The sequence below is a fragment of the Rhizobium sp. 'Codium 1' genome, assembly GCF_020889605.1.
In the GTDB taxonomy this organism is placed as follows: domain Bacteria; phylum Pseudomonadota; class Alphaproteobacteria; order Rhizobiales; family Rhizobiaceae; genus Allorhizobium; species Allorhizobium algae.
The window spans coordinates 307895-326769 of the sequence record NZ_JAJGPW010000004.1 but is presented as its reverse complement, the minus strand read 5'-3'; the positions used below and the strand labels follow the sequence as shown (position 1 = coordinate 326769).

General features: G+C 62.7%; 14 protein-coding genes. 5 read left to right on the top strand and 9 right to left on the bottom strand.

The genetic code is table 11. The features are described from left to right. Nucleotides 1-17: 17 nt before the first annotated feature. The 4 genes from LJE98_RS13135 to LJE98_RS13120 all read right to left on the bottom strand — a co-directional run bounded on the left by LJE98_RS13135 (nt 18) and on the right by LJE98_RS13120 (nt 3895). The gene (locus tag LJE98_RS13135) at nt 18-560 is read right to left on the bottom strand and encodes a hypothetical protein (RefSeq protein WP_229575661.1); all 543 of its coding nucleotides are present in this window, start codon (nt 558-560) and stop codon (nt 18-20) included. Nucleotides 561-701: 141 nt separating this feature from the next. Beyond that, the gene (locus tag LJE98_RS13130) at nt 702-1808 is read right to left on the bottom strand and encodes a YcjF family protein (RefSeq protein ID WP_420710150.1); all 1107 of its coding nucleotides are present in this window, start codon (nt 1806-1808) and stop codon (nt 702-704) included. Next, on the bottom strand, nt 1805-3277 hold the full coding sequence (locus LJE98_RS13125; RefSeq protein ID WP_229575660.1) for a YcjX family protein: 1473 nt from the start codon (nt 3275-3277) through the stop codon (nt 1805-1807). The genes LJE98_RS13130 and LJE98_RS13125 overlap by 4 nt, the downstream gene beginning before the upstream one ends. A 123-nt stretch (nt 3278-3400) precedes the next feature. Continuing rightward, a complete protein-coding gene (locus LJE98_RS13120) occupies nt 3401-3895 on the bottom strand; it encodes a SixA phosphatase family protein (protein ID WP_229575659.1) in 495 nt (164 codons plus the stop codon). Between the two features lie 264 nt (nt 3896-4159). On the opposite strand from LJE98_RS13120, the gene dksA reads away from it, so the two are divergent. Then, a complete protein-coding gene (gene dksA / locus LJE98_RS13115) occupies nt 4160-4579 on the top strand; it encodes an RNA polymerase-binding protein DksA (RefSeq protein ID WP_112243309.1) in 420 nt (139 codons plus the stop codon). A gap of 84 nt (nt 4580-4663) precedes the next feature. Here the strand turns inward: dksA and LJE98_RS13110 are convergent, their stop codons facing one another. Further along, nucleotides 4664-6142 carry a flagellar biosynthetic protein FliO gene (locus LJE98_RS13110; RefSeq protein WP_229575658.1) on the bottom strand — a complete coding sequence of 493 codons (1479 nt, stop codon included), beginning with the start codon at nt 6140-6142 and terminating at the stop codon, nt 4664-4666. A gap of 257 nt (nt 6143-6399) precedes the next feature. Here LJE98_RS13110 and cckA point away from each other — a divergent pair, with 257 nt between their 5' ends. Beyond that, complete coding sequence (cckA, locus tag LJE98_RS13105; RefSeq protein WP_229575657.1) at nt 6400-9021, top strand: cell cycle histidine kinase CckA; 2622 nt, start codon at nt 6400-6402, stop codon at nt 9019-9021. A 91-nt stretch (nt 9022-9112) separates the two neighbouring features. Here cckA and LJE98_RS13100 read toward each other — a convergent pair whose 3' ends face one another. Together LJE98_RS13100 and LJE98_RS13095 are read right to left on the bottom strand one after the other, a co-directional pair. Next, nucleotides 9113-10039 carry a pseudouridine-5'-phosphate glycosidase gene (locus LJE98_RS13100; protein WP_229575656.1) on the bottom strand — a complete coding sequence of 309 codons (927 nt, stop codon included), beginning with the start codon at nt 10037-10039 and terminating at the stop codon, nt 9113-9115. Between the two features lie 28 nt (nt 10040-10067). After that, nucleotides 10068-11012 (bottom strand): carbohydrate kinase family protein, encoded by a 945-nt coding sequence (locus LJE98_RS13095; protein ID WP_229575655.1) that lies wholly within the window; start codon nt 11010-11012, stop codon nt 10068-10070. Between the two features lie 242 nt (nt 11013-11254). On the opposite strand from LJE98_RS13095, the gene recA reads away from it, so the two are divergent. Continuing rightward, entirely contained in the window at nt 11255-12343 is a 1089-nt protein-coding gene (gene recA / locus LJE98_RS13090) for a recombinase RecA (protein WP_229575654.1), read from the top strand. A gap of 153 nt (nt 12344-12496) precedes the next feature. Further along, complete coding sequence (gene alaS / locus LJE98_RS13085) at nt 12497-15154, top strand: alanine--tRNA ligase (RefSeq protein ID WP_229575653.1); 2658 nt, start codon at nt 12497-12499, stop codon at nt 15152-15154. Nucleotides 15155-15286: 132 nt separating this feature from the next. Here the strand turns inward: alaS and LJE98_RS13080 are convergent, their stop codons facing one another. Further along, nucleotides 15287-16924 carry a SulP family inorganic anion transporter gene (locus LJE98_RS13080; RefSeq protein ID WP_229575652.1) on the bottom strand — a complete coding sequence of 546 codons (1638 nt, stop codon included), beginning with the start codon at nt 16922-16924 and terminating at the stop codon, nt 15287-15289. Between the two features lie 164 nt (nt 16925-17088). Here LJE98_RS13080 and LJE98_RS13075 point away from each other — a divergent pair, with 164 nt between their 5' ends. Then, nucleotides 17089-17607 (top strand): hypothetical protein, encoded by a 519-nt coding sequence (locus LJE98_RS13075; protein ID WP_229575651.1) that lies wholly within the window; start codon nt 17089-17091, stop codon nt 17605-17607. Nucleotides 17608-17640: 33 nt separating this feature from the next. Here the strand turns inward: LJE98_RS13075 and LJE98_RS13070 are convergent, their stop codons facing one another. Continuing rightward, nucleotides 17641-18855, bottom strand: coding sequence for an NADP-dependent isocitrate dehydrogenase (locus LJE98_RS13070; protein WP_229575650.1), 1215 nt, complete (start codon nt 18853-18855; stop codon nt 17641-17643). Between the last annotated feature and the right edge of the window lie 20 nt (nt 18856-18875).

The window sequence follows — 18875 nt, the reverse complement described above, 5'->3', positions numbered from 1 at the left end:
TCTTGCAAGGTGGATCTTCAGTCGCTCTCGGCCATGGCGGTCGCCTGGCGGTTGAGCTTCAGGCCGATCACCGGAATCATGCGGTCTTCCACTTTCACCGAAATGGTGATGTTCATCGCGTCGTTTTCCTCGATGCGGGCGACCATGGCACCGTTCAGCTTGGCGCGATTGATGCCCATCACGGCGCGATTGCCCGTGACTGTGCCCGAGACGATGTCGAGACCCTTGCCATCGGCGCCATCGAGGAACTGGCCCTTGTAGCTGCCGCCAGACTGCGAGATCACCGCCGACATCGGCTGGCTGAAGACGCCAACGCGGCATGTGCCGTCGAGCTTCAGGCCGGTTTCATTGCCCTCTGCCGGCAGGCCGGTCAGGTTGCAGGTGAACTTCGTGCCCTTGTACTTGCCGGCAACGATTTCACCCGGACCCTTCCATACCCCGGCGACGGACTGGAAGAAGCGCTTGTCGCGCGATGCAGCATCAGCGACCGTGGCCGGCATGAGCGCGGCAACGGCAAGCACGGCGGCGCAACGGCCGATTGTCGAGGAGCGAGAGAACATCGATTTGCCTTGGTACGAGAAACCATAAACCCCGCAGACACCCTAGCGGAAAAATGGTTAATGCATCCTTGCCATTAACCTCAAATGGCGGCCCGGACAACTGACAAAAGTCACAGGCAAGGCAAGTGTGGCCGGACTGCCTCACCCGGCGCGATCGCGGTCCTTGCCGGTCATCGAGGGGGTGAGATCGCCGATGAAGTCGCCGATGCCGGGGCGCTTGGCGGCCCGGAAGGGCAGTGGGCGGCAGAGATCCATCGCGGCAATCCCGATGCGCGCCGTCATCAGGCCGTTGATCACGCCCTCGCCGAGGCGGGTGGACAGGCGTGCGGCAAGGCCATGGCCGAGAACCTGCTGGGCAAGGCCGTCACCGATTGCGATGGAGCCCGTGACGGCGAGGTGGGCGAAGACGTCTCTCAGCAGCCGCAGCATGCCGAACGAGCCAGGTCTGCCGCCGTAGAGATTGGCCATGCTTCGCACGAGGCGCACCACTTCGAAGAGCACATAGGCGAGATCGACCACGGCACGCGGGCTGACGGCGGTGACGACCGAAACGCGCTTGGCGGCATTCAGGATGAGGGCCCTTGCCTGGTTGTCCAGCGGCGCCAGCAGCTCCCGTTCCGCGAGTTCGATCAGTTGCGGCGCGTCGATGATATCGTCCTCGATCGTCGCCAGGTTCTTCTGACCGCGGGCGGTTTCCGGGCGATGGGCAACGAGGCCGATGAGTTTCTTGACGACGGATGCGGCCTGCTTGCGCTTGCCGCTTTCGGCAGCGGCTTGCGCCTCCGCCTTCAGGTTTTGAACCGTCTCGAGACGCCAGAGGCCGATCAATTCACGCCCTACGGCAATGGCAAGCGCCAGGAGGCCGATGGCGAGAGCACCAAGCGCCGTATAACCCAGCCAGTCGGCTCTGGTGAAAAGATCTGCAATCAGGCGATCGACCCAAAGGCCGAAAGCGAGGGACAGAAGCAGGCCGAAAGCACCGGCGGCGAGCCTTGCGAAGGAAAACCGGCGGCGCTGCGGTTCGGCCACGGGGGCGGGCGGCAGATCGTCTGCGGCCGCGATGAAGGGATCTTCGTCATCCGGCACGATCGCAACTTCGCCGGCGAAACTGCGTGGTGGACGGCGCAGGTTCTCGGCGCCCGACATGTGCGGCGCTTCCGGCTCGATGGTGAAGGCGGCGGGGCGTCGCTGCGGGTCAGGGATCTTCGTGGCCGGATTTCCGGGTAGCGATACGGTCGGCTTCTTCATGCGAGTCGATCTCCCAGCAGGAATTGCAGCGCCCGGTCGAGGCGGATATGCGGCACCGACAGCGTGATGCCCTGCCGCTCGTCGAGTTGCGGCGGGCGGAAGCGGACGATGCTCAAATCGGGGAGGGCAGCCGAGGCGTCGCCTTCGTCGACGGAGCGGAAATACGCTTCAGGGTCCCGTGGCAGGTCGCCCGGGAAGACTGCCGTCTTGCGGCTGCCGTCGAATAATTCATCCCCTATGCGTTCGCCGGCCATGGGCGTGCCAACGATGACGGGCAGGTCATGGCCGTCCTGCTTCACATTGGCCTCACGCGTTGCGCGGACGGAGGCAAGCGCCATGACCTCGATGCCGGCACCACTCATGCCGATCGTGCGGATCGCGCGATTGACGAGACGCCGGGTGAGGATTTCCAGTCGATCATGGCTCTCATGGTGCAGGTGATCCGCCTTGGTCGCAGCCACCAGAACCCGGTCAATGCGCCGACGCACGAGCGACGTTAGGATATTGTTGGATCCGGCGCGAAAACAGGTGAGCACGTCGCCGAGCGCGCGTTCGAGATCCTGTACGGCTTCAGGGCCGCGATTGATCGCCTGGAGCGCGTCGACCAGCACGATCTGGCGATCGAGCCTGGCGAAATGTTCGCGGAAAAAGGGTTTGACCACGACGGACTTGTAGGCCTCGAAGCGTCGCTCCATCATTGCGCGCAGCGAGCCCTTGGGGGCACGCCCTTCGGGCAAGACCGGCAGGGGGGCGAAGGTCAGTGCCGGTGAACCATCGAGATCGCCCGGCATGAGAAAACGGCCCGGCGGCAAGGTGGAAAGGGACCGTTCGTCCGACTTGCAGAGCCTGAGATAGGTGGTGAAGGCCTCAGCGAGGCGACGGGCGGTCATTTCGTCCGCCGGAGCGTCCGGATCGATGCTGGCCGCCAGCGAAAGCCATTCGGCGGCGAGTTCGCCACGCACACCCGACGCCGCAAGCCTGGCGGTGTTCTCCGAGAAGGTCCGGTAATCCTGGCCAAGCAGCGGCAGATCGAGCAGCCATTCTCCGGGATAGTCGACGATGTCGATCGACAATCTGCCAGCGGAGAACATGCGGTTCCAGGAGCTGGCACTCTTGTAATCGATGGTGAGGCGCAATTCGGAGATGGCGCGTGTCGAGTCCGGCCAGACCCTTTCCTCGACCAGCGCCCGGATATGGTCTTCGTACTGGAAGCGCGGCACGGCATCGTCGGGCTGCTCCTGGAGCTCCGCGCCCGTGATGCGCCCGGAGCGCAAGGGCTCGAAAAGTGGCAGGCGGCCGCCATGCAGGAGATTGTGCACCAGGGACGAGATGAACACGGTCTTGCCCGCACGCGACAGGCCCGTCACGCCGAGCCGGATCGTCGGATTGACCAGATTGGCGGCACGATCCGCCAGATTGTCCAGGGCGATCGCGGCTTCATCGGTCAGGCTGGTCAGGGAAGGGGGCAAGGAGGTGTCCTGTCAGGTCTGTCATGGTCGCGCACTAGTCTCGAGGCGAGACGCGTCTCGAACTCCCATATAGGCAGCGGTTGCGGCGCAATAAAGAGGCACTCACATTCGGTGAACCCGCGTTCAGCCGATCAGGAAATCCCGCAGCACATAGGCATCGTCGCCCAGGGCGTCGATCACCGCGAGGCCGGATGTCGGGTAGCCCTCGGGCACTGTGCGGCCCATCACCTCGTTGCCGCAGAGGCGCGCGAAGACTTCCTCGATTGCTGGATTGTGGCCGACGAGCATCAGAGCATCGACGCCGCGGGTGGACTGGGCAATTTCCAGGTAGACTTCGGCGGGTGCGTTGTAGAGCGCATCTTCATAACGGAACTCGACCAGGCCGGAAAAGACCCGGTTGATCGCGTCCGCGGTCTGGCGGCAGCGTTTTGCGGTCGAGCAGATGGCGAGATCGGGGCGGTAGCCCTTGTCTGCAGCCGTCTCCGCGAGCAGTTCAGCTTCTGCAAAGCCAGCGTCCGCGAGGCTGCGGTCGAAATCTCGACCACCGGGCTCGGCCCAGCCGGATTTCGCATGGCGTAGCAGATAGATCCGCTTTGGAGGCTGAATGGAGGGCGTCATCCGTTGGGGTATCCGCGTGCGATGGAGCTCGTCATTGACGTACCGGTTCTTGGGCCTCGCCGTCAACCAGGCGAAGGAGCAGCCTGCATCAGCCAGTGGGAAGTATCGGAGCTCGGTGTCGAAACAAATTATGCTTAAAAAATAGAAATTTAGATCAAAAATGTAACGGATTTAAAAATGGCTTTGAAACAGTCAGAAGGCTTGAACCGGTTGCCTTGAAAGGTTATACACCCGCCCATTGAGATGTTCTTCAGGAGAATCGCGTTGAGTGAGAAGATCAATCTTAGCAATTATGTACTCTCGGAAGACGATGAGTTCATGAATGCGAACCAGCGGGCGTACTTCAGGGCCAAGCTTGTCGCATGGAAGAACGACATCCTCCGCGAAGCGCGAGAGACGCTTGGTCACCTCGCAGAAGAAAGCGCCAACCACCCTGATCTCGCTGATCGGGCTTCCTCGGAAACCGATAGAGCCATCGAACTCAGAGCCCGCGATCGCCAGCGCAAGCTGATCTCGAAGATCGACGCCGCACTGCAGCGTATCGATGATGGCACCTACGGCTATTGCGAGGAAACCGGGGAGCCAATCGGTCTCAAGCGTCTCGATGCTCGTCCGATCGCAACTCTTTCGATCGAAGCCCAGGAGCGGCACGAGCGCCGTGAGAAGGTCTACCGCGACGAGTGACGCTTCGGCATTCTCGGCAATCGCAACAAAAATCTCAGACCCGCCATTGGCGGGTCTTTTTTTCTGCTGCCAGTCCGCTTTTCGTCAGGGGTTTCGGCTGGCCGACATCTCGCCGAAGATGCGGGCGATTTCGTTTTGCAGATTGGGCTCATCGCCCGGCTTGGCCTGGTTCTGCCCCGGTCCTGGCCGGTTGCCTTCCGGCAAGACTGCTGAAACCGGCGGGCGGGGCCGATCGGCACGCGTTTCCGGTAGGATGGGCGAAATCGTCGGGGCGGGCCGAGCGGCCGGAGCGGGATCTTCCGCCAGATGCAAGGCCATTTCCTCTTCAAGGACACGCTCGAAGTCGCTCATGTCACGTTTGGGCGCTTCGCTTGCGTCGACTGAGGGCGTGATGTCGGTCGTCGGTTCTGCTCGTTGCGGCTGCTGACTGACGACCGGCGTGGGCGGAGGGGCCGGCGCAAGCACCCGCTGGCGTGCCGCTTCGAGCAGTTCCTCGGCCGCCGGTGGATCAATGACGGGCGGTGGAGTGGGTGCAGGCTCTGCCGGGACAAAGTTTCGGTTTTCATCACGGGCCGCGGGTCGGACCTCGTTTGCCATTACGGGTTCGACACTGTTCATGCGGACCGTCTCGATCGACGGCGTACCGACCGTCACACCTGGCTCGATGACCGTCGTTGTCCGGAACGCCTCCGGTTCGGCACGGATCCGCTCGAAATCGCCCGTTGCGGGTGCCCTATCGGCCTCGACGGACATGACCGGTTCGAGTTGCGCGGTGTGCTGCACTGCAGGGGCTTCGGCTGCCATTGGCCGATCGGCCGATGGCGCGGGGCGTGAGACGGATTGGATCGTCGCGGCTTCCGCAGCTACCGTCGGTGCTGGCTCGACAGGTTTGCCTGTTGTCGGCAGGGGTGGCGCATGCATCACGGTGGTTGCGGCGGCAGCCATGGGCAAAGCAGTCGCAGCTACCGGCTTTTCCATCGGGGGTTCTGGCCGGCGCGCCGGGATCGTTGGTGCAGGTTTGCTCTCGGTGGCATCCCCGGCATTGGCGGCTGGCCTGGCTGGCAGCGGTGAGGGTTCCGTCTTTGGCGGTCCGGCAACAGGCTGGCGTCGTGCGAGCGGCTCGGCGGGCGGTGCCGCCACGGCTGCTGCCGGCGCAGTGATCATCGGTGCCGGCGGCTCTGCTGCCGCAAGGTTCGCCTGCGCCGCCGAATTTGGCAATGTGGACTGGTCTTCTTCGCCCTGCTGCGTCAAAGGGCGGGCGTTCAGATAGGGCCTGTCGTCGCCAATGCCGCTCTCGATGACGATATCCGTAGGGCCGCCGATCATCACAAGATGCTCGATATTGTCGCGGCGGATCAGCACGATGCGGCGGCGCGTATCGACGGCGGCGGCATCCAGCACCTGAAGGCGGGGCTGGCGATTGCGGCCACCACGCACGAAGGGCGAGGGTGCCCGGTTGCGCAAAATCCAGAGCACGACAAAAAGGCAGAGCAGGGCGAGGCTGACGCCCAGTGCCGCCACGAGTAATCGATTGCCATAGGCCGCGATCAGGTCATCCAGCATGTGCGTGCTCCTTTTGTCAGGCTTTCTGGCAGAAGACGCTCCCTTCCGCAATCTTGAGCGAAGGCGAGATATGGGGTCCACAACGCGGCAACGGCCTGAATGCTCCGTCAGGATTGCGGCATTCCTGTGGGAGAGCGGCTTTGCAGGGCATTCTGGCCCTTTCTTTCCTTTTTGCGGTTACGGCAAGTTGATAAACAGGAGAAAGCGCCGATTCTCGCTTGGTCGATCCATCCGGGCGCTTTTTGCAAGAGGCATCAATGACACGACAGCAGTTCGATCGAGATGGAGACGGCCCCCTGGTCGATCGCCGCAGTGGCGCCGGTATGGTGTTTCGTATCCTGCTGCTTGCTCTTGTGCTCATCGCAACCTCGGCGGCCTTCATCTTCTTCCGCGACCAGCTCGACAATCAGATGGTGCTGGGTGTGCTCGGCATCCTCGCGATGATGGGCATTTTCTTCATCGTCTCCGCCGTCATCGGTTTCGTCGAGGTCATGCCGCAGTCGCAAGGCGATACGCTCGCCCGCCGTTTCCTTTCCAGCCAGCCCGACGGCACGCTGATCACGGATGTCGAGGGGCGGATCGTGTTTGCCAACCAGGCCTATGGCGCGATGACCGGCGCGCGCAAGGCCACGGAAGTCCAGACGCTGGAGGCGTTGCTGTCGCGCTACCGCGAATCAAGCGAGGCTTTGTACCGGCTGACAAACGGCCTGCGCGAGGGGCGCAACGGCCACGAGGAGTTCCGCCTCCTCAAGCCGCTGGGAAGCCAGACGGTGAACGGGTCCGGCGCCCATTGGTATCGCCTGAAAGCGCGGCTTCTGCCCGGAGAAGGGCGGGGCAAGCCCCAGCATGTCTGGCAGATCTCAGACATCACCGCAGAGCGCGACGATCAGGAGCGGTTCTTCAAGGAACTTCAGCACGCGATCGATTATCTCGACCACGCACCGGCGGGTTTCTTCTCCGCCGGTCGCAAGGGAGAGATCTATTATCTGAACGCGACGCTCGCCGAATGGCTGGGGGTCGACCTCACCCAGTTCAATCCCGGCTCCATGACGATCACGGACCTTGTCGCCGGTGAGGGCATGGCGCTGATCAACTCGGTGCAGGCCGAGCCCGGACAGGCCCGCACCGAAACGCTCGACCTCGATCTGCGCCGCGTCAACGGACAGAGCCTGCCGGTGCGACTCGTGCATCGCGTGCGCGCTGCCCGCGACGGAGCGCCGGGGGAAAGCCGCTCGATCGTGCTGTCCCGCGCCCAGGGCGAGGGCGGCGACCAGTCGGATTCCGTCGCTTCGATGCGGTTTACCCGCTTCTTCAACAATACGCCGATGGCGATCGCCTCCGTCGATGGAGAGGGTCGCATACTGCGCACCAATGCTCCGTTCATGAAGCTCTTCGCCGACGTCATTTCACGCGACGAGATCGATCAGCACGGGCTGATCGAGGTGGTGCTGCACGAGGGCGATCGCGACGACTTCCGGGAAGCGCTGGCCGCCGCCATGGACCGGCAGGTCGACATTTCGCCGATCGACAGCCGCCATCCGACCAATGACACCCGGCACTTCCGCTTCTACGTCAACGCCGTGATCGATCAGAGCGACGAAGCGCCGGAAGAGGCGGCCATCGTCTATGCTGTCGATGTGACCGACCAGAAGGCGCTCGAGGCGCAGATGGCGCAGACGCAGAAGATGAACGCTGTCGGTACGCTGGCCGGCGGCATCGCGCATGACTTCAACAATGTGCTCACTGCCATCCTCCTGTCTTCCGACCACCTGCTCTTGCAGGCCCGCCCCTCGGATGCGAGTTTCGCCGATCTCATGGAGATCAAGCGCAATGCCAACCGCGCGGCCGTTCTGGTGCGCCAGTTGCTCGCCTTCTCGCGCAAGCAGACGATGCGGCCGAGCGTGCTCAACCTGACGGATGTGATCGGCGATCTCAGAATGCTGGTCGATCGGCTCATTTCCGGCAGCAATGTCAAGCTCAGGGTCGAATATGGCCGTGATCTCTGGCCGGTGAAGACGGACCTGTCGCAGTTCGAGCAGGTGCTGATCAATCTGTGCGTCAACGCGCGCGACGCCATGCCGGACGGAGGGGCCATCACCGTCTCCACGCGCAATATTGACGCTGAGGAAGCCGGCGCCTTCGGTTATCGTGGTCTGCCGTCGGAAGACATGGTGCTGGTCGAAGTGGCCGATACAGGCACGGGCATCGCGCCCGAAATCATGGACAAGATCTTCGAGCCCTTCTTCACCACCAAGGAAGTGGGCAAGGGCACGGGTCTCGGCCTTGCCATGGTCTATGGCATCGTCAAGCAGTCGGGCGGCTACATCTATCCCGAATCGGAAGTGGGCAAGGGAACGACGTTCCGCATCTTCCTGCCCCGGCATGTGCCCGAGGTGCAGCCGGTCATCGAGGGACAGGTCTCGACCGCACTCAACGGGGATGCGATCACGGTCGCCAAGTCCGGCGGCAATGCCGAACTGCAGGATGCGCCGGATCTGACGGGCAAGTCGGCCGTGGTCCTGCTCGTTGAAGACGAGGAGGCGGTGCGGCGCGGCGGCAAGCGCATGCTGGAGACGCGTGGCTACACCGTGCATGAGGCTGGTTCCGGCGTCGAGGCACTCGACATCATGGACGAACTCAACGGGGCGGTGGACATCGTCGTCTCCGACGTCGTGATGCCCGAGATGGACGGCCCCACCCTGCTCACCGAACTGCGCAAGACATATCCGGACCTGAAGTTCATCTTCGTGTCGGGCTACGCCGAGGACGCGTTTGCCCGCAATCTGCCGGCGGATGCCAAGTTCGGCTTCCTGCCCAAGCCCTTCTCGCTGAAGCAACTCGCCGTCGCCGTGCGCGAAATGCTGGATGGCGAAGGCTGAGGTCTTCCATAGGCCTATGGACTATCGCAGACTGAAAGAACCCGCCGGATCGCTCCGGCGGGTTCTTCTTTCTCTCGGGTCATCCCGACTGTCAGCCGTTCATGGCGACGGCGATCTCGGCGGCGAGGCGCGCATTGTTTTCGACGAGTGCGATATTGGTCTTGAGCGAACGTCCACCTGTCAGGTGGAAGATGTTGTCGAGCAAATAGGGGGTGACCTGCTTGCCGGCGATCTCGTCGCGCTCGGCATTTGCAAGTGCGCGGCTGATGTAGATTTCCATCTCTTCGCGTGGGATCTCGTCGGATTCCGGAACCGGATTGGCGATGAGCATACCGCCGTCGATGCCGAGCTGATCCCGCATCTTCTGGAAATTCGCGATGGCCGCCGGGCTCTGCAGGTTGAGCACGCTCTTGAGGCCGGAGCTGCGCGACCAGAAGGCCGGGAAGTCCTCGCTGTCGAAGGTGACAACGGGAACGCCGCGTGTTTCGAGCACTTCCAGCGTCTTCGGGATGTCGAGAATGGCTTTAGGGCCGGCCGAGACGACGATGACGGCGGTCCGGGCGAGCTCTTCCAGGTCGGCTGAAATGTCGAAGGTCTCTTCCGCGCCGCGATGCACGCCGCCGATGCCACCGGTGGCGAAAACATGGATGCCGGCGCGATAGGCGGCGATCATGGTCGCAGCGACGGTCGTCGCTCCGTTGCGGCGCTCGGCGATCGCGAAGGCCAGATCGGCGCGCGAGAGCTTCATGACATGCTCCATCTGCGCCAGCGCTTCCAGCTCTGCCGGCTCGAGGCCGATATGCAGCACGCCCTTGATGACGGCGATGGTCGCGGGAACCGCGCCCTGCTGGCGAACGATGTCCTCGACGCTGCGGGCCATTTGCAGATTGCCGGGATAGGGCATGCCATGGGTGATGATGGTCGATTCGAGTGCCACGATCGGGGCGCCGCGCTGCTTTGCGGCGCTGACTTCACTCGAATAGGTGATCGGCAGGAGAGGAGAGATGGAACGGGTCATGGGGGGCTTCCGCTTGAAATTCAGGTTCTCATGACAGGAAACGGGCGGCTGGGACAAGTGCCAACTGGCTTGCCAGCCGCTCCTGCGACAGGTTTTCGTCGGTTGCGTTCAGTGATGCGAGGGTGATCGCGGCACTGGCGGTGCCGTGTCGCAAGGCTTCAGCGAGAGATGCGCCGGTCAGGCGCGCATCGAGGAAGCCGGCTGCAAAGGCATCGCCTGCACCGGTCACATCGGCGATTTTTTCCAGCGGCAAGGGTTCGATCAGCGCCATGCCGGTGGGATCGAAGGCGATCGTGGGACCGCTGCCGCTGGTCACAGTCCCGCCTCGGAGGCCCCTGGCGCGCAGCAGAGCCGGCCAGTCTTCCGGTCCTTCGGGCCGCTCGCCGGCAATCGCCTCGGCCTCGGCTCCGTTCATGAAGAGATGGCTGAGATGGGGAAGGGCGGCCCGGAACTTGATGACTTTCGCGGGAGAAATGGCGATGGCGGATATGCCCTTTCCGGCCGCATGGCAGGACGCCGCGAGCGTGGTCAGCGTGTCTGCCGGCAGGTTCGCATCGGTGAGGACGTGGCCCGCGAGCGCCAGGCTGTCGCGCAGCGATCGCGCCTTCAGTCGCCGTGCCGTGAAAGCGTCATACAAGGCCATGTCGGCCAGCGCGATGACCAGATTGCCGTCGCGCTCCAGAATGGCTGTGTAGCTCGGGGTCGCCCGATCCAGGAACATCACCGGCTGGTCTTCAAGGCCTGCTCGGCTGGCCGCGTCAGCCACCATCTGGCCGGCCGCATCGCCCCCCCGGGGAGCAATCAGGCGGACGGCACGACCGAGACGCGAGAGATTGCAGGCTGCATTGAAAACCCCGCCGCCGGCTTCCTCGAACCATGCGCCGGGATTGCTGGCGCCGGGCTTTGTATCCCCCAGGATGCGTGCGCGGCGGTCGATATGCGCGCCACCGATTGCCAGGATTTCGACGGTCATGTGCACCTCTCCGCGGGCCGGATTTCACGAATCGAAATCGGCAGGCCCGCTCTGTCGACGGTCCCGACAGGGCATTGTCGCGACGTCGATGCCCCGCGCGGAACATATTTCGAACATGAGTTCAAAAACGATGTGATATCAATTGCTTCGCGGAGGCTTGCAAAACAAGAACAAAAAGGGTACATGTTGCTCATCGGCGGCTTCATTGCCTATGCGGCCTCAATAACCTAAAGGTGGATCGAATGGCACAGAATTCTTTGCGGCTTGTAGAGGACAAATTGGTGGATAAAAGCAAGGCATTGGAGGCGGCGCTCTCGCAGATCGAACGGTCGTTCGGCAAGGGCTCGATCATGAAGCTCGGCGCGAACGAGAGCGTGGTCGAAGTCGAGACGGTCTCGACGGGGTCGCTCAGCCTCGACATCGCGCTCGGCATTGGCGGCCTGCCGAAGGGCCGCATCGTTGAAATTTACGGGCCGGAAAGCTCGGGCAAGACGACGCTGGCGCTGCAGACAATTGCCGAAGCCCAGAAGAAGGGCGGCATCTGCGCCTTCGTCGACGCCGAGCATGCGCTCGATCCGATCTATGCCCGAAAGCTGGGTGTCGACCTGCAGAACCTGCTGATCTCGCAGCCGGATACCGGTGAACAGGCGCTTGAAATCACTGACACGCTTGTCCGTTCCGGTGCGATCGACGTGCTGGTCGTCGATTCGGTCGCAGCGCTGACTCCGCGCGCCGAAATCGAGGGCGAAATGGGCGATAGCCTGCCTGGCATGCAGGCCCGCCTTATGAGCCAGGCGCTGCGCAAGCTCACCGCGTCGATCTCCAAGTCGAAGACGATGGTGATCTTCATCAACCAGATCCGCATGAAGATCGGCGTCATGTTCGGTTCGCCGGAAACCACGACCGGCGGTAACGCACTGAAGTTCTATGCCTCGGTTCGTCTCGACATCCGCCGCATCGGTGCGGTCAAGGATCGCGAAGAGGTCGTCGGCAACCAGACCCGCGTCAAGGTCGTCAAGAACAAGATGGCACCTCCCTTCAAGCAGGTCGAATTCGACATCATGTATGGCGAAGGCGTCTCCAAGACCGGCGAACTCGTTGATCTCGGGGTCAAGGCCGGCATCGTCGAGAAGGCGGGCGCCTGGTTCTCCTACAATAGCCAGCGTCTCGGTCAGGGGCGTGAAAATGCCAAGCTGTTCCTGCGTGACAACCCGGCAATGGCCCAGGAGATCGAGATGGCGCTGCGCCAGAATGCCGGTCTGATCGCGGAAAAATTCCTGCAGAACGGTGGGCCTGACGCCAATGACGGCGATGGTGCCGACGAGGCGTAAGCCAGTCGTCCACCTTTGTGATATTTGTCGGCCGCGTTTCCCTGGAGACGCGGCCGGTTTTCGTTGCGGCTGCTGGACAGGGAGGAAGCCGGGCGATAAAAGCCATTGATTTTGCAAATTGGCCGGCTTCCCGGCCTGAATGAAGGGCGTGACATGAGCGGTGTAAACGACATCCGGTCGACTTTTCTCGACTACTTCAAGACGAACGGTCACGAGGTCGTTTCCTCCAGTCCGCTGGTGCCGCGCAACGATCCGACGCTGATGTTCACCAATGCCGGAATGGTGCAGTTCAAGAACGTCTTTACCGGACTGGAGCAGCGTCCCTACACGACGGCCGCGACCGCGCAGAAATGCGTGCGCGCCGGCGGCAAGCACAACGACCTCGACAATGTCGGATACACCGCGCGCCACCATACCTTCTTCGAAATGCTTGGCAATTTCTCGTTCGGCGACTATTTCAAAGAACGCGCGATCGAGCTCGCCTGGAACCTGATCACCAAGGAATTCGGCATCGACCGCAACCGCCTGCTGGTGACCGTCTACCATACGGATGACGAGGCGCATGGCCTGTGGAAGAAGATCGCCGGTCTTTCGGACGACAAGATCATCCGCATCAAGACCAGCGACAATTTCTGGGCCATGGGTGACACCGGCCCCTGTGGCCCGTGTTCGGAAATCTTCTACGATCATGGCGATCATATCTGGGGTGGCCCTCCGGGTTCACCGGAAGAAGACGGTGATCGCTTCATCGAGATCTGGAACCTCGTCTTCATGCAATACGAGCAGATCACCAAGGACGAGCGGGTCGATCTGCCGCGCCCGTCGATCGATACCGGCATGGGCCTCGAGCGTGTCGCAGCGCTCCTGCAGGGGCGCCATGACAATTACGACATCGACCTCTTCCGCGCACTGATCGATGCTTCGGTCGACCTGACCGGCGTCAAGGCCGAGGGCGAGCGCCGCGCCAGCCACCGGGTCATCGCCGACCACCTGCGCTCGTCGGCCTTCCTGATCGCCGACGGCGTGCTGCCGTCGAACGAAGGCCGTGGCTACGTGCTTCGCCGCATCATGCGCCGCGCCATGCGCCATGCGCAGCTTCTCGGCGCGAAGGATCCGATCATCTACAAGCTCCTGCCTGTTCTCGTGCAGCAGATGGGCCGCGCCTATCCGGAACTGGTCCGTGCCGAATCGCTGATCTCCGAGACGCTGAAGCTCGAGGAGAGCCGCTTCCGCAAGACGCTGGAACGCGGATTGACGCTTCTGTCGGATGCGACGGCAACCCTCGACAATGGTGACAGCCTCGACGGCGAAACCGCCTTCAAGCTCTACGACACCTATGGCTTCCCGCTCGACCTGACGCAGGATGCGTTGCGCGGTCGTGGTATCGGCGTCGACCTCACCGGCTTCAATGACGCTATGCAGCGCCAGAAGGCGGAAGCGCGCGCCAGCTGGTCGGGCTCCGGCGACAAGGCGACCGAGACCGTCTGGTTCGAGCTCAAGGAGAAGTTCGGCGCGACCGAATTCCTGGGTTACAGTTCCGAGACGGCCGAAGGCCAGGTTCTCGCCGTCGTCAAGGATGGCAAGGTCGTCGAGCACGCAAGCGCCGGCGAACAGGTGCAGATCGTCGTCAACCAGACGCCGTTCTATGGCGAATCGGGTGGCCAGACAGGCGATACGGGCGAGATCGTCGGCGAGGGATACTCGCTTGATGTCACCGATACCCAGAAGAAGGGCGAAGGCGTCTTCGTGCATGTCGCGACCGTGCAGAACGGCGTCGTCAAGGCTGGCGGGGCCGTCACGCTGAACGTCGACCACGCGCGCCGCTCGCGCCTGCGTTCCAACCATTCGGCAACCCACCTCCTGCATGAGGCTCTGCGCGAAGTGCTCGGTACCCATGTGGCCCAGAAGGGCTCGCTGGTTGCCCCTGAGCGCCTGCGTTTCGACATCTCGCATCCGAAACCGATTTCGGCCGAGGAATTGAAGGTTGTCGAGGAGATGGCCAACGAGATCATTCTGCAGAACTCTCCAGTCACGACCCGCCTGATGGCGGTCGACGACGCGATCGCAGAAGGCGCCATGGCGCTGTTCGGCGAGAAATACGGCGATGAAGTCCGCGTCGTGTCGATGGGCACGGCGCTGCGCGGCGACAAGGCAGGCAAGGCCTATTCGATCGAACTCTGCGGTGGAACACATGTGTCGGCAACGGGCGATATCGGCCTTGTGCGCCTGGTCGGCGAAAGCGCCGTGGGTGCTGGCGTGCGCCGTCTCGAGGCGCTGACCGGAGAGGCGGCTCGCGCCTATCTTTCCGAGCAGGACGAACGGGTAAAGACGCTCGCATCGACGCTGAAGGTGCAGCCGACGGATGTCGTCACGCGCGTCGAGGCGCTTGTCGAGGAACGCCGCAAGCTCGAAAAGGAACTGGCGGATGCCAAGCGCAAACTCGCCATGGGTGGTGGTGCCGCCGGTGGTGCCGATGCGCCGAAGCAGATCAATGGCGTCAATTTCATCGGTCGCACGCTTGCCGGCATCGATGCGAAGGACCTCAAGGGCATGGCAGACGAGGCCAAGGCGGGGCTTGCAACCGCCGTTGTCCTGCTGATTGCTGTTGCCGAAGACGGCAAGGCGAGCGCCGTCGTGTCGGTCACATCTGACCTGACCGATCGTTTCAGCGCCGTCGATCTCGTGCGTATCGCTTCTGCAGCACTCGGCGGCAAGGGTGGCGGCGGCCGGCCGGACATGGCCCAGGCCGGCGGCCCGGATGGTGCTGAGGCCGATGCGGCGATTGCCGCAGTCGAGGCAGCGCTCAACTGAAGAAACGGAAATGGGGCTGGCGGTGACGCTGGCCCCTGTCCGCTTGCATGAGCACTGGCTGGCTGGGGCACTGCCTGGCTGGCGCTCCAGAACATGCTGCGAGAGGGCGCAATGATCGCGCAGCGCATCCGTCTATGACGGATCCTTAGATCCCCCGCGTTCTGCGATCTGCCGGCGGGCTTCATCGAAGGAAGGGACGAAGTGCACCCCATGTTCCGGCACCTCGTGATGCAGCAGCATCTGCCGCATCTCCGGGCGGTCCGAAATCACATAGACCTGCACATCTTGCCGGACGGCCTTGCGGATGACGCCGGCAAGCAGATTGACGCCCGAGGTGTCGATGAAACGGATTCCGTGGCAGTCTAGGACGAGATTGCGGTGATCATCGGCAATCCTGTCGAGAACGGCGCTCGCGGCCGCCACGGCGCCAAAGAAGAAGGCCCCGTCCAGTCGGTAGGTCACTGTTTCCGCGTCCATTTCCTCCAGCGGGCTCTCGACCTTTTCCGGTGTGATGCGGACATTTCTCGACATGTGATGGATGAACTGGAGGGCCGCCAGCGAGAAGCCCACGACAATGCCTTCCGTCAGGTCGCGGAAGACGACGAGCAGGAAGGTGACGGCGAGTATCAGCGTTTCGCCGCGCGAGGAGCGGACAAGAGCCGCGATCGCCGATTTCTCCACCATGTTCCAGGAGACGACCGCCAGCACGCCGGCAAGGGCTGCGAGCGGAATGTAAGCGGCAAGCGGCGCTGCGACCAGCATGAAGACGAGCAGGAAGACAGCGTGCAGCATGCCGGAAACCGGGCTGGTGCCACCGGCGCGTACATTGGTCGCCGTTCGGGCAATCGTCCCGGTCACGCAGATGCCGCCGAACAGGGCAGAGGCGATATTGGCCACGCCCTGGCCCACCAGTTCGGTGTTGGATCGGTGCCGGCGGCCTGTCATGCCGTCGGCGACGACGGCCGATAGCAGGGACTCGATGGCGCCGAGCAAGGCAAAGGCGATGGCATCGGGAAGCACGGCGATTGCGAGATCAAGCGAAAGATGCGGCAGCGCCGGCATCGGCAAGCCGGAGGGGATGCCGCCGAATTTGGAGCCGATGGTCGAGACGGGAAGGTCGAGAGCGGCGGACGCAGCCGAGGCTACGACAACCGCGATCAACAGTCCGGGCCAGGACGGGCGGTAGCGGCGCAACAGCAGAATGACGCCGACCGTAAGCCCGGCCATGGCGGCTGCGGCCGGCGAAAAACCGGGCAGGGCAGCCGCGATGGCAGATAGCTTCTCGGCAAGCGGGCCGGGTTCTCCACCGGGAAAGTGCAAGCCGAGCAATTCGCTGATCTGACTGGCAAAGATGATCACCGCGATGCCCGCCGTGAAGCCGACGGTAACCGGATAGGGGATGAACTTGATGTAATCTCCGATCCGCAGGAGCCCGCAGGCGATCAGCATCATGCCGGCCATCGCGGTGGCCAGAATGAGGCCGTCGATGCCGTGACTTGCCACGGTCGCACTGACGAGCACGATGAAGGCACCGGCCGGGCCGCCGATCTGGTGGCGGCTGCCGCCGAGCAGGGATACGAGGAAGCCGCCGATGATTGCGGTGTAAAGGCCGCGATCCGGGGTGACGCCCGAGGCGATGGCGATCGCCATGGAGAGAGGCAGCGCGACGATGGCCACGGTGAGGCCGGCCAGTGCATCGGCCTTGAACCCGGCTGGACCATATCCTTCTTTGAAAACGCTGACGGTTTTCGGCAGGATGGCTTCGGTCATGATTTTTTCGGTGGCATGTGTCCTGTCACGGCATCCCCCGTTGCCTTTTGGCAGTATTGGAGCCTGAGTCCCGCTGTTTGACAACAGGGCTAAAGGATTAGGCCGGTCTGACAGGCCTCGTCCCGGCTATTCGCCGGGGATGATTTTCCGTATGGAGGTCAATGATGAAAACAGAGACAAGCTACCCGACCCTCATCGTCTATCCCCGCCGCGGCTTCGGGGTTCTCTGGGCCGCCATGGCCGCCATTCTCTTGTCCGTATCCATTGGCGGGCTGATGGCCAGTCTCCTGGGCGGCGACTGGGCGAGCCTGATGGTTCTCGTCTATCTGGCGCTGATCGCCTTTGCCGTCTTCGGGCTACGCAAGGGCTGGCGAGATCTGGTCCTCGCCACGCGGCCGGTGATCGAGCTCAACAATGAGGAACTGATCGATTTGAGGACCGAGAGACGGATCCCCTGGGCCTCGATGGTCGAGTTGGCCCAGCGCCGTGTCGATGGCCGCTGGCTGGTTGACATCGACTACCTGGACGAGGATGACCCCGATCGTCTCGAGAGTTACGATCTGCCGCTGTCCGGCTACCATATTTCGGCCCGGCGCCTCGGGACCGAGATCCGCAAGCGCTTTGCAGACGTCGATGCTGGGGACGACATTGCCGAGACAGAAAACCCGGCCACGTTGCCGTGACCGGGTTCTGAAGTTTCAAGCCTTGGGCGCCGATCAGGCGGCCATGGCCTTCTTGAGGTTTTCATCGACCTTGTCGAGGAAGGCGGTGGTCGAGAGCCACGGCTGATCGGGACCGATGAGCAGCGCCAGGTCCTTGGTCATGAAGCCCGACTCGACGGTGTCGATGCAGACCTTTTCGAGCGTCGCGGCAAAATTTGCCAGTGCCGTATTGTCGTCGAGCTTGGCGCGGTGGGCGAGGCCACGGGTCCAGGCGAAGATCGAGGCGATCGAGTTGGTCGAGGTTTCCTGACCCTTCTGGTGCTGGCGATAGTGGCGTGTGACCGTGCCGTGTGCAGCTTCGGCTTCGACCGTGCGGCCATCGGGCGACAGCAGAACCGAGGTCATCAGGCCGAGCGAGCCAAACCCCTGAGCAACCGTGTCGGACTGCACGTCACCGTCGTAGTTCTTGCAGGCCCAGACGTAGCCGCCGGACCACTTGAGCGCGGACGCGACCATGTCGTCGATCAGGCGGTGTTCGTAGACAATGCCGGCTTCCTCGAACTTCGCCTTGAATTCGGCCTGGTAGACTTCCTCGAAGATATCCTTGAAGCGGCCGTCATAGGCCTTGAGAATGGTATTCTTCGTGGACAGGTAGACCGGCCATTTGCGCATCAGGCCGTACATCATGGATGCGCGGGCGAATTCGCGGATCGATTCGTCGAGGTTGTACATCGCCATGGCAACGCCGGCGCCAGGAGCGTTGTAAACTTCCTTTTCGATCACTTCGCCGTCTTCGCCAACGAACTTGATCGTCAGCTTGCCCTTGCCGGGGAACTTGAAGTCGGTTGCCTTGTACTGGTCGCCGAAGGCGTGACGGCCAACGACGATCGGCTTGGTCCAGCCGGGAACGAGGCGGGGTACGTTCTTGCAGATGATCGGTTCGCGGAAGATGACGCCGCCGAGGATGTTGCGGATCGTGCCGTTCGGGCTCTTCCACATTTCCTTGAGGTTGAACTCCTTCACGCGCTGTTCGTCCGGGGTGATCGTCGCGCACTTGATGCCGACGCCGTGCTTCTTGATGGCGTGGGCCGCATCGACCGTCACCTGGTCATTGGTGGCGTCGCGGTTCTCGACCGAAAGGTCGTAATACTCGATGTCGAGATCCAGGTAGGGCAGGATCAGCTTGTCCTTGATGAACTGCCAGATAATGCGGGTCATCTCGTCGCCGTCGAGATCGACGACCGGGTTGGCTACCTTGATCTTGCTCATGAATATCCTCGCGGGGTTGG

What these genes read in the sequence shown, in the direction of transcription:
- LJE98_RS13135 (WP_229575661.1), bottom strand. Translation starts at nt 560, where the DNA reads ATGTTCTCTCGCTCCTCGACAATCGGCCGTTGCGCCGCCGTGCTTGCC.
- LJE98_RS13130 (WP_420710150.1), bottom strand. Translation starts at nt 1,808, where the DNA reads ATGAAGAAGCCGACCGTATCGCTACCCGGAAATCCGGCCACGAAGATC.
- LJE98_RS13120 (WP_229575659.1), bottom strand. Translation starts at nt 3,895, where the DNA reads ATGACGCCCTCCATTCAGCCTCCAAAGCGGATCTATCTGCTACGCCAT.
- LJE98_RS13110 (WP_229575658.1), bottom strand. Translation starts at nt 6,142, where the DNA reads ATGCTGGATGACCTGATCGCGGCCTATGGCAATCGATTACTCGTGGCG.
- cckA (WP_229575657.1), top strand. Translation starts at nt 6,400, where the DNA reads ATGACACGACAGCAGTTCGATCGAGATGGAGACGGCCCCCTGGTCGAT.
- LJE98_RS13100 (WP_229575656.1), bottom strand. Translation starts at nt 10,039, where the DNA reads ATGACCCGTTCCATCTCTCCTCTCCTGCCGATCACCTATTCGAGTGAA.
- LJE98_RS13095 (WP_229575655.1), bottom strand. Translation starts at nt 11,012, where the DNA reads ATGACCGTCGAAATCCTGGCAATCGGTGGCGCGCATATCGACCGCCGC.
- recA (WP_229575654.1), top strand. Translation starts at nt 11,255, where the DNA reads ATGGCACAGAATTCTTTGCGGCTTGTAGAGGACAAATTGGTGGATAAA.
- alaS (WP_229575653.1), top strand. Translation starts at nt 12,497, where the DNA reads ATGAGCGGTGTAAACGACATCCGGTCGACTTTTCTCGACTACTTCAAG.
- LJE98_RS13080 (WP_229575652.1), bottom strand. Translation starts at nt 16,924, where the DNA reads ATGACCGAAGCCATCCTGCCGAAAACCGTCAGCGTTTTCAAAGAAGGA.
- LJE98_RS13075 (WP_229575651.1), top strand. Translation starts at nt 17,089, where the DNA reads ATGAAAACAGAGACAAGCTACCCGACCCTCATCGTCTATCCCCGCCGC.
- LJE98_RS13070 (WP_229575650.1), bottom strand. Translation starts at nt 18,855, where the DNA reads ATGAGCAAGATCAAGGTAGCCAACCCGGTCGTCGATCTCGACGGCGAC.